Raw genomic sequence first — 13,667 nt, 5'->3', positions numbered from 1 at the left:
TTTCCGACAGCATCGCGAGCGGCGAGGATGTCTCTCACGGGACGGTGAAGTGCCGAGCAGCATTTGGGACGGAGCCAGCCGCCACTCTCACGAAGGGGTGGCCCGACCTGCCGACCGAAACCACGATCGACGAGGAACCCGGACAGGCGCTCTTAGAGACAGCCGACGAACAGACCAACTGGGACGGGGATGGGGGCGACGTCCAGCCACGGATCTATCTCGAGGACGGGTCGCCGGTCACCGACCGTTCAGAGTTCCAGCAGATTCTGACCGAGTTCCGAGAGGATGATGGGATGTACTGGCTTGTTCCCGGCGTCGTGCAGCGCCATCAGGCAAGAGCCGAACCGGAGATAATCGGTATCGGGTTCCACTGTCGCCAGTGTGGCGCCGTGACGGGACACGAATCACACGGGCTGGACGGCTTCGAGTGCCACCCACACCTTGACCGGCTGATCTGGACCTGCAGGGAGTGTGGGCAGCACCGACACGAGCCCGAACAGGAAGATGACGCGGAGGACGTCACGGGCTACGAGCATCTTCCCGACGGCGTCTCACCGGAGGATATCCACAGCGACGAGCCAGACTTCCAGGAGCAGGAATTTCAGGACCAGATCAGTGCCTATCGCGAGCGGAATGGCTTCTTCCCGTGGGAGCGGTAGCTGTCGTGTCGGCAGAGCGTAACGGTTGTTCAGGGTGCCATAGAACCATTCGTAGCTCACATTGTAGTTCTCGCTGAGCAGTCGGTACAGAGTACAGCTTTACTTGGGTAAGAAAAACATCAGGAGCAAGGTTAGGAACCCGATTGCGACTGCTCCCGCAGAAACAAGGTAGAATCTGCTTCTTCCTGGCCTGTCCTCGTCAAATATAACGAGCCCAGCCTGTGCGCTTCGGCCCATATGGATAAGGAGAATTCCACCCCAACTGATTGCCATCCACAGTGAATTCGTATCAAACATTGGTTGGATACGAGCAGTATACGAATCTGAAAGCAGTTGAGGAGCATACCCAACGGCGATGACGAGTAGCAACTGAATGACTCCGACAAAGACTAAAAGATGTCCATATTCCGAATCATCCATGTACAGGGAAGAGAGGCTTCACGCAAAATAGCTCTGATGAAGTAATCGGTGGCTATGTTGCCGGAAACACACCAATCCTTGCCGTTGGAGGTTTCATATGTGCTGGAACTGTTTTAGGCTGTGCGATTAACGATGCAATTCGGGAGAACACTCCCTGTGGTGCCCAAAATCTTGAGTTCTATTGGAATGAGACAAATCCGAATCATCCACTGGTGGTCATGATAGAATGTACGGACATTTCTAAAGATGAGAGAGAACAGACCGCCGAAGACTTTGGAGAAGATCTGCAGGGTTTCGCTGACGATGCCGCTGACGTGACTGTTGAGGTAGGACAAGAAGCTGCTGATGAAATAGACGATCTACTTGATGAAGGAGCCGATGAAATAGATGATATAATAGATAAGGGTGAAGGCATCCTTCTCGGGTAACAGGATACCGTAATCAAATTCCCCACCACTCTACATATTGAACCAGATGGTTTCAAGAAATACATTAATGTGGATGACTGGATACCTGCTCTACCTGCTCTCGGCGGCTGTGATGGCATTACCCCAGACGACCGGTTCCAAATCAGATGCAGTACTGATAATAGCAGCGGCAATCGTCGGTCATATTCTGCATGGATTGCGGGTACGGTATTTTCGATAACGCCCGGGGACCTATTACCGAGGTGTCCGGATTCACAACGACGGCTAACTCGGCAGTAGCCGATCCAAAACGACACTCGTCCCGTCTTCGGTCCGGGGCACTGTATTCTCCAGCAAGTGCTCGTCATTTTCGTCGACGTCGAGAATACCGGGTTCGACGAGACGGTGACCATCCTCTCGTTCGGCGGAGAGAGTCAGGCACAGCTGGCCGTCGACCTTCCCACCAGCAGCTGAGATTGTACCGACTTCGTCGGGAAACGAGACGGTCGTCCAGCCATCGGGTTTCCGGACCCGGAATTCGGTAATCAGTTCTTCTTCTCTCGGCAAGCAGTATCAGCGCTCTGGCTGGTATCCGAGCCATTTTGTGTCTCCCTCGGAGCCGGAGGAGATCATGAGTACGACAGCACCTTCCTTCGAGGAGTATGACTTCGACCGCGGCGACCACGTTCGAGCCGACTGGACCGACGGAGACGGCCCACTCGATGTAGTCGTCGGAACCGTTACAGAGATTTCGCGCTCCGGCGGCAACGTGATCGTCGCTGTCGAGGCTGCCGACGGCCAGTATCCCGAGCGCTCGATCTACGGCGGCACACACGATTGCGCTCCCGAGTGGGTCGAGCCACTAGAGCAATCCTAGTCTGACAGCAAGGGAACTCGCCCATATTTTGTGAGCCTCCGCCGGGTGAGAGGCGTTCCAGAGAAACCCGATCAGCCATATCCGAACAGGCAGGCGATCCAGACCAGTACCAAGATGGATCTGTCACACCCGTTGTGACCACTGGAATCGCTGTGGTCGCTCCATTCGTGTTACGACTACTCACTACACTCCTGACAACAGGGGGTCGCTCCCGGTTGCTGCAGCTAGCAAACAGCGGCGTCGACGGCGGCAGGGCACGTACCACCGCGTCCAGCAGCGTTGGTTCAGTGTCGGTTCGCGTCCTATCCGGTGAGTGTCACAGGGTTAGGGCGATGATTCCACCACAACGGGTGTGACGCCACCTGTCGCGGCTTTGTGGTCGCTGTTCTCCAACAGATCGAGACCGATGTAGCGTTTTTCGAGCAACCCTTCGGCGGTCGCCATATCCATCGCGAGGATCTCCGTTTGCGTCTGGGCTCGCCCGACCTGCCGGGTTTTCTCGACGATGTCGTCGCCGCCGATGTCGACCAGTGTCTCCCAGACGCGCTTGATCGTCTGGCGGTGGGGTTCCTTCCCGAGTTCAGCGGTCAAGGCTGTTTGAAGGTCGGCTTTGGTCATGAAGACGCCGCTGCCGTCGGTTCGTGTCGTGGCAAATTCGGGCCAGCGCTTGGCGATGCTGATGGCGCGATAGGTGTTCTGGCGGTTCGACCGTTCGACAAACACTGTCTTGACCTTCGATTGGCGGCAGTTCGCGAAGAAATCCAGCGGGGAGCTACTGGGTTCGATGCCCTCGGGCAGCTGTTCGGCGTCTTCCTGCTGGTCGGTGTCGGCTTCGAGTTGCTGGGCTTTGGCGATGGCACTCTTGGCGACGTCGCGGGTGGTTTCCTGCTGAGCTTCGAGGTCGTCGAGGCGCTGGTCGTTCGTGGCGGCGTCACCGACGGCGGTGGTGGCAACCTCGTGGGTCTGTTCAACGTCGGCCTCTAGTTGGGTGACGCGTTCGTGGAGGTCATCGATAGTCGCGACCAGCGTCTCAAGAACACTCGAAACGAGGGGTGAGACGTCGCCGTCGAGGTCGTTGATGATCGACTGGAGTTCGTCGGTATCCGTCTCAGCCTGTTCGATATCCATGTCGAGGTGGTCGGCGAGGGCTTTGTCGGTCTCGTTGTCGTCGTCGTTGGGGTTTGTTTGTCGTGGCATTGTGACCACAGGACCCGTGCTCGGAATCGAACCGAGCGGTGCTGACCACAGCACGGGCTCTCGGTGACGTAGCTGGCGCTCTCTAGACGCGGTGGTTGGCTCGTGGCAGCCCCGCTTCGTCTAGTGGATTTGTGTCGTGGCACCGCGCCGACGACGAGCAGTCTGTATGTGCTGTCGTCGCCTGGACCAGCGTGGCGCTGGGTTCACCGGTCGCGCTCCGCTGGTGGCAGTGGTACAGTTGTGGGCGACACTGTGGGGGCTTCGAGTGGCTGGGCGACCGGCTGCGGGTGGCCATGGAGATAGGCCGGGCGGCGCAAGTGGTGCGTACTCATTGTGGGCCTCCGCTGACGGCGAGGAGCACCTGTCTGGCTTCGCGTGTTCGTCTGGTTGTGGTGTCTGTCTGGGCGAGCGCGAGTCGGACTGTGCAGGCGTCAAGGCGTGCTTGGGTGTGGCTGCGCTCGTAGCCCGGTGGGTCGAGGACGGTCTGGCAGTACTCGATGACGGCGGCGTCAGTGTCGGCGTTTGATAAGAGGCACTTGGCTGTCGATAGTCTACGCTCCTGACGGTCCTGTGCGGTATCGTTTTGTGGTCTGATTGCTTCGGTCATGATGCCGTGCGCGACCGGGTCAGCGGGGCCCTAACCCCGGTGGCTCGATTTTGGTAGCCTATTGTTCCCCGGCGAGTCGCGCATATTCGGTGATGTACCATCACAAGCACTTAGTGGTTGGCATCGTACTGTGACAAATACAGCAGAACAATGCCACAAGTCATAGAACAAGGTATGCCCGACAAATCCGGCGGAAATAACAGCAAACCCGATGAAAATAGCAGTATGGGTAAGGAGGAAAGAGTGAGACAAGTGCTGGGTCTGTTGGTCGAAACAGAGCTTCACCTCCCGCCAAACGTTATTTTCCACAACTGTAAGGAGAGAGGTGCTACGTTCGAAAGACGGACTGTTAATCGATATCTGAAGGAACTGCTTAAGGAAGGATACGTAGAGAGAGTTGAGAGTACTGATGGGTTCTACAAAGCGACTGAAAAGGGACGAAGATACTACTACGGAGACCAATCTTAGCGCTTCTTTTTGGCATAGTACTATGACAAGCACTAAGTAGCCGGAAGCCGTGACTATTGAGTAGGAACAGACGCGCTGCTGGGCGATTTTGTGCCTTCGAGAACACGAGTTGCCCACCGTGGTCACAACACGGCAGGCGCGTCGGTTCCTGGAAGAACCATGAGTAAGTCTGCCTCGCCGACTAGTAAATCTGTCGGCACGACTGACGCACATCCACAGGAACGTATCGCTCGCGAACTGCTCACCCAGAGCCGCCCGCTTTTCCTCGGTGTCGACGGCGAAGGTGCGGCCCACTACTGGGACTCATATGAATTCGCTGTGGCCGTCGTTGCGACGGACGACCAAGCCGAGAAGGTCCCACTCGCCGAGACGCCGTATGAAACACTCGCAGGCTGGTGCGAGTACACGCAGGACGAACGCGGCTGGGCCGTCGGCCCACACGTCAGGGGCTCGCTCGTCGATGATCTCGCTCGGGGGCTGAACGCATGAGCAAGACTGTTCGCTGCACAGTCGAGAACCGCCAGCGCGTTCGCCGGGCCGCCCGAGCGCTCCGGGAGACCGCGCCGATCGCGGTGGTCGAGACGACGCCACCGGTCCGTTCGGAACACGACGCCTGGACGCTCGACGCCGTACTGCGAGAGACAGAGGGCGTCCCGCCGGTGGTGCTTCGGGAGCTGGCGCTGGCTGGACTGACGTTGCAGCCGACGCCCACGCAGGCTGAGCATCAACACGTCGTGGCGACGGCGTAACAACACCTGCGCCACTCTTTTTGAGTCGTGCCTGAAACCGCTCGCCGATCTTGAATCCCGCACACGCACAACTCGAAAAATACCGGAACAGACAAGTGTACGTCCTATCTAGCTGTGGCGGAACAACGACCGGTGCCGATATTCTCAGTAGTTTTGGTGGCAAACCAAGCGGGAACTATGCTACCGTAAATTTTGAATCCTATACGATGAGTGCGCTAACGAACAAGCTGTGATAACAGATGTGCTGGTCAGGGGCTAAGGCCTACAGACATCGGTTGACTTCCCTGCAGAACTCCTGAAAACTGTCTGCACCCGCTTGGTCCGCAATATCCCGAAGTGTCCCAGTGCTAATAGAATCGTGCATTGGGACTGTTACTCTACGCCTGTCAGCGGGATTATCTGGATGTTCATAGTAAAGCACACGATGACTGCCGTGTCCACCTGCTGGTTCAAAACCCCACTCATTGATTAATACCTTCGCTATTTCACGCCCCGAAAAGTCCCGCCGCGTCATGTCCCTTACATATCGACTATCATTAAAAAGCGTTCGCTTACCGGGGTGTAAATGGAAAAATGGATTAAAACGGTGGTTCGCCGCCAGAATTCTCCTCTGGGTCGATATCTAGTTCTTCATAAATCTGGTCTGGTTTTACTTCTCCGCCGGTTGTGTGAGCTTCGATGGCATCAGCCAATTCCCGCAGCGCCTCTACACGGGATTCGCCATCAGATGCGATACCAGTGAGGACATCATGGGCAGAGAATCCTGTTTCCTCCTTTACTAAGACTACCTGGTCGCGTTCTCGCCACCAAGCCTGTGACCGCTCACCAAATATGATCCGCTTGAGTTCGCCTTCTTCTTCGAGTTCTTTCAGTCGACGATCCGCAGTCTGGCGCTTAATGTCGAACTCATCGGCCACGTCGCCCGCGCTCAGTACTGGTTGCTCTCGCGTATCGAAGTAGTGCAACAATTCGCCGTCAGTCACGTCTTTTTTGAATTTCCCGTCGTTTCCCCTAGTCATAACGAATTTTTCTTGAAACTACTCACACATAAACCCATGTGACCATTGTAACTTGGTGATAATTGGAGCCAGAATCAGCCGCTATTTATAGTATAAAATATACTATATAAAATGAGAAAATTATTTCGCAGGGAGCCGCTTATAATTATTACAGATATTCGACACTGTGAAGCCATTTCCGCTTCACCGACTAGTAAATCTGTCAGCACGACCGACACACACCTTGCCTCCGAACTGCTGATCTAGGGCCGTCCGCTGGTTTTGAGCGTCGATGGCGAGGGCACAGCCCTACTGGGACAACTGCGAGTTCGCCGTGGCTGTTGTCGAAGTTGAGGGTGACGCCGAGAAGGTCGTGTTGTCGCATACGCCCGATGAGACGCTTCTCGACTGCTGCGAATACACGCGTGGCGAGCGTGGTGGAACGTTGAGTCACACGTCGGCAGATCACTGGTCGGCGATTTTGTCTGAGGTGTTGAGGCATGAGCTGTACCGTGGAGGAACGCAAGCGTGCTCGGCGTGCTGCCCGGGCCATTCCAGAGGTAGTTGCTACTGGGTCCGTCGACGTGCTTGCGCCGAGCGCCGGCCAGTACGGTGAATGGACGCTCGACGCCGTACTGTGTGGTTCGGGATGTTCCGCCGGAGGTGCTACGAGAGTTAGCCCTAGCCGGGTTGACAATGCAACCGACGCCGTCGCAGACTGAGTATCAGCATATGGCAGCGACAGTGTAGGCCTGCAAGTGCTACAACAGATGGTGCACCGTTCGGCTAGTAACTGTGATTCTCAACAAAGCTAGAAGCTATCACATATAATAGTAGTACTGCGGCTGGACATCTATGCCCCGATTTTTTGACTCGGCCAATATTGCACCGACAGATCGAGCGACCTTGATTGTAACTGGTTGCTTTTTACAGAACGAAGAGGTATTCCAATCAAGCTTGGTAAATGACAATATTTCTCGGCATATCTCTCTATATGAGGTGTGATTGATATCTGGGTCCAACTCGACAGTTATCGGTGTCGGGATTCTTGGACCGGGATATGTCTCTAGTGATGGGACATAGCCCTGAGTATAGAGAAAGTACTTGTTCGTATTCCGGGGGTGTAAGACTGTACCTCTGAGTGGTGGGTAGTCACCTGATGGAAACAGACGAATTCCATCACCTTCTCTTATTGTGACGAAGTCTAATTTTGGAATATCCGATGCAGCGTTGAGGAACCCTTCTTTCTCTTCATCATGGAATCGAGAAGTTTTGTGGAGAACTAACCTCTCTGGCCGAGGCTTGTTCATCGTATATTGGTCTAGAATTTGGGTTACGATGTCCTCAGCACTATCTTTTGTGAGGTGGTAATTCGATTTTGAATCGTCTTTAATCGCGGGATCGCCCCAAACTACAAAACTTTCGCCAGTATCGAGAAACACTTGAGCAAGAGAGGCATGGGCTTTACTTCGATCACCATGGCGCTCTCGATAGAATGAGATTCCAGCGTAGCAGGTATCTTCGGCCAGATCGGCTACTTTCCATGGCTTCCCTTCTCTAGACTTATATAGTAGACCGACCGAAAGATTCCAAGCGACTTCTGCTTTAGACTGGCCAGTTCCATCGAAATGAACACTGGCCGGCCGAATCAGTTGTGTGGGAACATCATACTTTAGACCAAAGGTCTTAATCCGGTCATGAAAGTCGGTTGGACCATCCTTCATTTTCGCCTTATTTACCCCTGAGCTTGTACATGCATCTTCGATTTCTTCAGGAATGGCAACGATGACAACGTCCGGCGGCGGGTCGTTTCGACGCTTCAAGATTTGCAACCGTTTGTCCATCTGATCCAGTAATATTCCGACGTTTTTACTTGGACTATCGTGCTGTGTAATATGGTCCAAATCTCGTCTTGTGAACTCACTCTGATGACGATCCATCAACACAAATGAGGCTTCAAACGGTGAATTGGGGCCCATTGAGGGGAAAGGTGGTTGATGTCTCTTAACTTCCTCACTGTTCCTAGGAATGACCGTCTCCATCTCTTGAAGTAAGCCTTTCACCGCACTGATTGATCGGTTTGTACCAATGAGACCAATTTTAATCTCATTATGACCCGATGACCCCGGTGTCCACGGTCCGTATTCCATCAGACCTGCTCTGGGATCCTTTGCTTCCCCAGTTTTGAATTTCAACGATGGCTCCTCAATGTATTCCGTTTCAAAATCCATTATTGGAAATCACCCAGTTGCTTCTGCTGCTGGCTAGTATCCCGTTCTTCGACCTCCTGCCTGTCTTCAGGAGGGCGCTTCCCAACTGATAATCTGCCAATCTTCTTTAGTCCAATCTCTTGTTCATCTGCGTTTGCAGATGTTGTCTTATCCATGCCTAGGATTTTTCTCCAGTGGCGATACTCGCTGAAGGCTTGGCTATTTGTATAGTCGTTCTGATTAAATTTGTCTGTCAGCCGGTCACGGCCGGGACCTCGTATCAACGTTCGCTTCCCACCACTCTCTGTGAAGTGATTCCGAACTAAAATCGAGAGGTAGAATCTCCCTGCGAAATCATGAACCTTGAGTTTCGCAGATCTATGTCTCACAAACGTGTCTTCTTCATCGAACACTTTTGTTATCAACTGGTCCTCAACGTGTTGTGTCTCAACGGCCAGAGACGGATGCTTGAATAGCAAGTAATAATCACCTCTGTATTTTACGCATTGACAATAGTCATCTGACTCATAGTATTCTCCGCTAGCGTTCTTATTAAAAGTCGAAGAGAACTCCCTTGTTACAATATTCCGACATATCTCTTTCATTAAGAGTGTTTTCGCCCCTAATTTATTCTCGGATTCCTGTGCCCAGGAACTGAACGGTTCCACCGACACTGTATCCATCTCTGTGGTGCGCTCCACAGGCCCGGGGAATTCATCCGGTGGACGGAGCGAATAGACTCTATTATTTTCGAACCAAAAAGGGGCGGTTCTCGGTATTGTATTCTGAACCCTTGAATCGAACACACTAGAATCAAGAAATCCCACATACAGATTTGTTGGAAGAGGGTCTAATTTTCCAAAATTCGCGTTAAGTTGTGAGGCTTCGTTGAGCGGTTCTCGCTCCGAAATAAACTGATTGATCTGATACTTGTCGGAGTTCTGAAGCCGGTCTGTGTCCATCTTGAGGACTTCATAACTGGCCTTATGTATCTTGGTAGAGGATACGAAATCAAGGAACTTCTCAAAGCGTGCTTCCTCGAAGTTTTGTTTTTCCTCCGGTTGAAAATTGGCGTCTTCTCTGATTCTCTCGTAAAATTCACGGACTGCGCTATCCCGTTGAATACCCGGATCGAAGATTTTCCTCCATGCGCTGATATTGCTTAGATCTCTGGCAAAAACATGGAATTCAAAAGGGCCGTCTGATAGATATCTGAAAAAGTATCTTCCTACTTCGGTAAGGAAGCCATCGTTAGTTCGGCTTACTTTGGAATACTTTGCTTCAACGTAGACATCTTCATCACCGTGTTCATGAGTCTTCCTGAAGATCAAATCAGCAGTGTCATTATCATCAACAGAATCCTCAACTAAATCATATCCCCGAGCTTCCCAGTAGAGTTTGATCTGATCTTTATAATCCTCTGAATGCTGAAAATTAACTTCCCTCCCTCCTTCGTGATTCTGAAACATCTGGTTAATTATAATATTCTACCAGTATATCATACAGGCAACCCAGCAACAATTGCCTGTAGACAACCGAAAAGCGCTTTTACTTCTATACTTGATAATTAGTCAACATGGCGACTTCTGAGTCTGTTAATTTAGACGACATTGTTCCCGTACTATATCAGGAACGAAGCTATTCCACACCTTTGAGGACCAAAGCCTTTCACAAGCTCATTTACTTTATTCATAAAGAACTCTCTGCAGAGCCAGAGATTGAATCAAATATTGGGCTGTTTTGGTACAAGTACGGGACCTGTGCCCGGACCTCCCAGAGCCCTCTTTTAGAAGTCGTTGAGACAGGCGGTGGTCATGAGATCAAGCTAAATGAATCGGGAGTTAGCACCGACCTCTCTACTTCTGCCGAATGGACTGTCAGAGATGTAGTGACAGGGGTTCTGGAAAGATACTATGAAAGAGGGTTAGAAGGAATCACTGATTTGCAGTACGAAGATGCACCGTATCAACTCCAGCGCAACTACCGCCAGCTGGACAAACGGATTGGGTCAATCAAATCTTCTGGAGACGTGAACACAACGGAATTTGACCGCGTTGGGTTTCGCAGGCTATTGAATGACTTCGTTCAGGTGTATCCAACTGAGGCATTTCCTGAACACGAAAATGAGCTGTACCACTGTTACAGCATTCTAAGCGAGCGAATAGACAATCCTGAAGCAACGATAGGTCATCTTGAGCGAGTTCTTGATACCTTCTGGTCTCTGTTCTGTGTGGATTTAGCGGAGTCCACTGCTACGAATACCTCATCAATGAGTGTACTATCTGACTTGGGAATTGATGAGCCACATGAGGCGAAAGAGGAACTGCGGGAACAGATTCACGAGTATGATGAAGACTATTTGACTGTGAAGGAAACCTCAGAGGTTGCTGATGAAGCCGCTGAAGCAGTGATGGTTTCCCGGCTGAGGGCGGACTGAAACATGGCAAGCTACTGTGTCGACTCAAACGTTCTGCTCGGCTATTCGTTCCTCCAGAACCGATGGGATGAACACACAGATAGGCTGATATCGACTGATAACTCTCTTTTCATTTCCGATCAGGTAATATACGAGTACTGCTGTAAAAAGGGAAAACCGCGTGCCGAAACAGAACTCAAATGGTCCAAGGATTACGGTAAGTTTGATGACGAGAAAGCACGCCTCAGAAAAGACGCAAGGATGTGCGAATTGGAAGTTGATTCACGTCAGGAGTCGGAGTTGGGGCCAGAAACTGTTTCAGAGATATTTATTGAAGAACATGATGTTGAGACCCAAGTCCAAGGAAAAATTCGAAAATACTTCAAGAAAGCATTGACTGAGGACTGTACCCATTTGGATGTTAGAGACGCGATGCGGGATCTCGTTGAGCGAATTACAACCCAAGCCGATTCCAGAAAAGAGACTCTCTCAGAACGAATAGATTATATCTCTGTGGAAGATGAGCGAGATGAAGATCTTCGAGTTCGCCTTGCCGAAATGATTTCACATGGCTCTCAGACTGAGCATCCAGATGCAGAGGTGGTAGCAGATAGCTATGTTCTGCAGAATCTTGGTATTGCAGGCCGGCTCGTGACGGGTGACAAGGGTGATATCTATTCCAACAGAGAAGGAATTAATGCAATGACCGGACTATCAGTCCTCTATCTAAAAGACGAGTTTGCTAGTCACTCGTTTTTATAGTGGCTGCTAATATAGCGGAATATCTAGAACGAATTCGCCGTGGCTGTTTCGGTGGACGGTGACGCTGAGAAGGCTGTGTTGGCAGATATGTCCTTTGAGACGCTCTCTGAGTGGTGCGAGTACACTCGTGGGGAGCACGGGTAGAATATCGAGGCAGATTCGAGCCCCCTGGCAGTAGCAGTAGAACCACACGACATCGCCGGTACTGTTATATAAAAATGCTATTTACACACCAATATGCCGATAGATCTGGACTCTGATGCATGGAAAGATGCCAGCACGTATGACCCGCTCAAGACAGAAATCCACTCCTTGTTCCGGGACTATCAAGAACAGGCACTGTCCATCGCTGAGATCGAATCACACCTCTACGAGAATCACGCACATCTGTTCCCGGCTGATCTCGTCGGAGAGGACGCTGTCGACGGAGCCAAGGCTGCACGCCAGTCTATAGTCGCAACCCAGCTTGAGCGGATGTACTGGCGTTCTGAGGTTACTTTCCGGCGTGTATCTCCCGAGGGCAAGGCAGATGCTGGACTTTACTTTACCTCCGACGGTACAGGTATCGCACCAGTCGCAGAAATTGATGAGGTGAGCGATCCAGACCCGGATTCACCCTTCGGAACGCTTTCTGGACGGTTTCGGGAGGTCGAAGATGAGATTGATGAAGAGATGTCTGATTTAGAGGAGCGGATAGACTGGCTGGAGTTTCGCGTTCGCGAAGAACTCGGAGCGTACTAAGGAGCTGATAGCCACGTAGCGACACAGAGGGTAGTACTTAGATATTCCCATTTAGTCGCCTGCTGTTCAGACCCTTCGCTAATGACAGCATTTTCTCCCCTTCAGATGTCGTTCGAACGTGCGTGCCGCCGTCAAACCGCTCCTTGTTGCATAAGTCGCAACAAACACTCCAGATTTTCATATGGAATACGGTGTGTAGCACCGGCAGACACCCAGTTAGTAGCGGAAATCTAACTAATCGTAACTGCATACCTGAAAGATCGCATTGAGGCACATCAGTCTCCAGCAGCCGGCGTCGTGGTCAACGTCAAGCGAGCACGCCACATCGCTCGCAAGTACCACGGCTGGGATTTACCAGACGAAAGCGAGCTCCGTCACCAAGCGATGGCGGGCGATGCGTGATGTCCAGTGACTCATCCAACTATATGACCTGCAGAACCGACGAGTGTGACGCGCCGATCTTCGACGCCGAGCGCATCGCGTGTGTCGACGGAGCGTACGGGCCCTGCATGGCTGTCGGGCGTCACGCCGGCGTCTGTTCTACCGGTCATCTCTCTGTCTGGGACGTCGCTGAGGCCTGAGTCCCGTCGAGTGCGTACTCGTACTGGAAGCAATTTTGTGTCCCCCGAGAGGGTGAGGGGTTTCCCGAACATGAGCACCGAACAGCAGTCCGTCGACGAACAGTCTCCAAGCACCGAAGCCGACGACCGACCAGACATTCATGCCCAGCACCGGCAGGCACAGGCCAGTGGCGAGGTTTTTGCGGGGCGTCCACGGGGTGAGAGGTAGATGTGTTGTCCCGACTGCCGCCGGCCACGGTCAGCGTCGGCGTGTGTCGACAAGCGTTACTACGTCAATGGGGTGGCTTCCGACCCGATTCCGTGGGGCGAGGGCAGCCAGTATCTCACGTACAGGCTCCAAGTCCTCCAGAGCAACGAACGGGCCGTTACCGTCGACCTCGAACGGTGGCGCGACCAGTCGTGTCCTGCGTGTGGTGTCGAGCATGGCGAGATACATCATCGGCTCTGTGACTACGAGGAGTGCCCCGCGTGTGGCGAGCTGTTGCTGCTGTGTTCTTGTGTCGTCGAGATTGAGGTCCTCACAACATCCGGCCTGAAGGGTCGTCTCAAGCAGTCCCTCGCTCGTCTCCTGTAAG

The 13,667-nt window shown here is 52.5% G+C and carries 18 protein-coding genes and 3 pseudogenes; 13 read left to right on the top strand and 8 right to left on the bottom strand.

What is annotated here, in order from left to right; translation table 11 throughout:
* Window positions 1–659, top strand: a pseudogene (locus GJ630_RS08715) (hypothetical protein); the annotation flags it as partial.
* Window positions 660–758: 99 nt separating this feature from the next.
* Here GJ630_RS08715 and GJ630_RS08710 read toward each other — a convergent pair.
* Entirely contained in the window at window positions 759–1,079 is a 321-nt protein-coding gene (locus GJ630_RS08710; RefSeq protein WP_191449738.1) for a hypothetical protein, read from the bottom strand.
* 218 nt (window positions 1,080–1,297) lie between these two features.
* Here GJ630_RS08710 and GJ630_RS08705 point away from each other — a divergent pair, with 218 nt between their 5' ends.
* Entirely contained in the window at window positions 1,298–1,507 is a 210-nt protein-coding gene (locus GJ630_RS08705; protein WP_023842954.1) for a hypothetical protein, read from the top strand.
* Between the two features lie 264 nt (window positions 1,508–1,771).
* Here the strand turns inward: GJ630_RS08705 and GJ630_RS20525 are convergent, their stop codons facing one another.
* Window positions 1,772–2,032 (bottom strand): hypothetical protein, encoded by a 261-nt coding sequence (locus GJ630_RS20525; RefSeq protein ID WP_371727251.1) that lies wholly within the window; start codon window positions 2,030–2,032, stop codon window positions 1,772–1,774.
* A gap of 85 nt (window positions 2,033–2,117) precedes the next feature.
* Here GJ630_RS20525 and GJ630_RS08700 point away from each other — a divergent pair, with 85 nt between their 5' ends.
* A complete protein-coding gene (locus GJ630_RS08700; protein ID WP_191449737.1) occupies window positions 2,118–2,363 on the top strand; it encodes a hypothetical protein in 246 nt (81 codons plus the stop codon).
* Between the two features lie 324 nt (window positions 2,364–2,687).
* On the opposite strand, the gene GJ630_RS08695 is transcribed toward GJ630_RS08700, so the two are convergent.
* A complete protein-coding gene (locus GJ630_RS08695) occupies window positions 2,688–3,560 on the bottom strand; it encodes a hypothetical protein (RefSeq protein ID WP_191449736.1) in 873 nt (290 codons plus the stop codon).
* A gap of 328 nt (window positions 3,561–3,888) precedes the next feature.
* The gene (locus tag GJ630_RS08690) at window positions 3,889–4,167 is read right to left on the bottom strand and encodes a hypothetical protein (RefSeq protein WP_191449735.1); all 279 of its coding nucleotides are present in this window, start codon (window positions 4,165–4,167) and stop codon (window positions 3,889–3,891) included.
* Window positions 4,168–4,341: 174 nt separating this feature from the next.
* Here GJ630_RS08690 and GJ630_RS08685 point away from each other — a divergent pair, with 174 nt between their 5' ends.
* The 3 genes from GJ630_RS08685 to GJ630_RS08675 all read left to right on the top strand — a co-directional run bounded on the left by GJ630_RS08685 (window position 4,342) and on the right by GJ630_RS08675 (window position 5,384).
* Window positions 4,342–4,635 carry a hypothetical protein gene (locus GJ630_RS08685; RefSeq protein WP_144443783.1) on the top strand — a complete coding sequence of 98 codons (294 nt, stop codon included), beginning with the start codon at window positions 4,342–4,344 and terminating at the stop codon, window positions 4,633–4,635.
* 159 nt (window positions 4,636–4,794) lie between these two features.
* On the top strand, window positions 4,795–5,124 hold the full coding sequence (locus GJ630_RS08680) for a hypothetical protein (RefSeq protein WP_050038595.1): 330 nt from the start codon (window positions 4,795–4,797) through the stop codon (window positions 5,122–5,124).
* Window positions 5,121–5,384, top strand: a complete 264-nt coding sequence (locus tag GJ630_RS08675; RefSeq protein WP_191449734.1) for a hypothetical protein — start codon at window positions 5,121–5,123, stop codon at window positions 5,382–5,384. The genes GJ630_RS08680 and GJ630_RS08675 overlap by 4 nt, the downstream gene beginning before the upstream one ends.
* A gap of 262 nt (window positions 5,385–5,646) precedes the next feature.
* On the opposite strand, the gene GJ630_RS08670 is transcribed toward GJ630_RS08675, so the two are convergent.
* Together GJ630_RS08670 and GJ630_RS08665 are read right to left on the bottom strand one after the other, a co-directional pair.
* Window positions 5,647–5,898 carry a type II toxin-antitoxin system HicA family toxin gene (locus GJ630_RS08670; protein ID WP_079980880.1) on the bottom strand — a complete coding sequence of 84 codons (252 nt, stop codon included), beginning with the start codon at window positions 5,896–5,898 and terminating at the stop codon, window positions 5,647–5,649.
* Between the two features lie 64 nt (window positions 5,899–5,962).
* Window positions 5,963–6,403 carry a hypothetical protein gene (locus GJ630_RS08665; protein WP_050038597.1) on the bottom strand — a complete coding sequence of 147 codons (441 nt, stop codon included), beginning with the start codon at window positions 6,401–6,403 and terminating at the stop codon, window positions 5,963–5,965.
* Between the two features lie 234 nt (window positions 6,404–6,637).
* On the opposite strand from GJ630_RS08665, the pseudogene GJ630_RS20015 reads away from it, so the two are divergent.
* Both GJ630_RS20015 and GJ630_RS20010 read left to right on the top strand, forming a co-directional pair.
* A pseudogene (locus GJ630_RS20015) lies at window positions 6,638–6,871 on the top strand (hypothetical protein).
* An 11-nt stretch (window positions 6,872–6,882) separates the two neighbouring features.
* Window positions 6,883–7,132: pseudogene (locus GJ630_RS20010) on the top strand (hypothetical protein).
* Window positions 7,133–7,203: 71 nt separating this feature from the next.
* Here GJ630_RS20010 and GJ630_RS08660 read toward each other — a convergent pair.
* Both GJ630_RS08660 and GJ630_RS08655 read right to left on the bottom strand, forming a co-directional pair.
* Window positions 7,204–8,613, bottom strand: a complete 1,410-nt coding sequence (locus tag GJ630_RS08660) for a hypothetical protein (RefSeq protein WP_191449733.1) — start codon at window positions 8,611–8,613, stop codon at window positions 7,204–7,206.
* Complete coding sequence (locus tag GJ630_RS08655; RefSeq protein WP_050038598.1) at window positions 8,613–10,061, bottom strand: hypothetical protein; 1,449 nt, start codon at window positions 10,059–10,061, stop codon at window positions 8,613–8,615. The genes GJ630_RS08660 and GJ630_RS08655 overlap by 1 nt, the downstream gene beginning before the upstream one ends.
* A 107-nt stretch (window positions 10,062–10,168) precedes the next feature.
* Here GJ630_RS08655 and GJ630_RS08650 point away from each other — a divergent pair, with 107 nt between their 5' ends.
* The 5 genes from GJ630_RS08650 (at window position 10,169) to GJ630_RS08635 (ending at window position 13,666) form a co-directional block, all read left to right on the top strand.
* Window positions 10,169–11,029 (top strand): hypothetical protein, encoded by an 861-nt coding sequence (locus tag GJ630_RS08650; protein ID WP_191449732.1) that lies wholly within the window; start codon window positions 10,169–10,171, stop codon window positions 11,027–11,029.
* Window positions 11,030–11,032: 3 nt separating this feature from the next.
* Window positions 11,033–11,770, top strand: a complete 738-nt coding sequence (locus GJ630_RS08645; RefSeq protein ID WP_191449731.1) for a hypothetical protein — start codon at window positions 11,033–11,035, stop codon at window positions 11,768–11,770.
* Between the two features lie 237 nt (window positions 11,771–12,007).
* Window positions 12,008–12,511 (top strand): hypothetical protein, encoded by a 504-nt coding sequence (locus GJ630_RS08640; protein WP_050038601.1) that lies wholly within the window; start codon window positions 12,008–12,010, stop codon window positions 12,509–12,511.
* A 425-nt stretch (window positions 12,512–12,936) separates the two neighbouring features.
* Complete coding sequence (locus GJ630_RS19505) at window positions 12,937–13,092, top strand: hypothetical protein (RefSeq protein ID WP_197427629.1); 156 nt, start codon at window positions 12,937–12,939, stop codon at window positions 13,090–13,092.
* Window positions 13,093–13,300: 208 nt separating this feature from the next.
* Window positions 13,301–13,666: a hypothetical protein gene (locus GJ630_RS08635; protein WP_191449730.1), complete on the top strand. Its 366-nt coding sequence runs from the start codon at window positions 13,301–13,303 to the stop codon at window positions 13,664–13,666.
* Window position 13,667 lies beyond the last annotated feature (1 nt).

This window comes from Haloarcula sp. CBA1122 (genome assembly GCF_009741785.1).
GTDB lineage: Archaea > Halobacteriota > Halobacteria > Halobacteriales > Haloarculaceae > Haloarcula > Haloarcula hispanica.
Note: the sequence above shows the minus strand (reverse complement) of the source record. Positions and strands in the feature narration are given on the sequence as shown.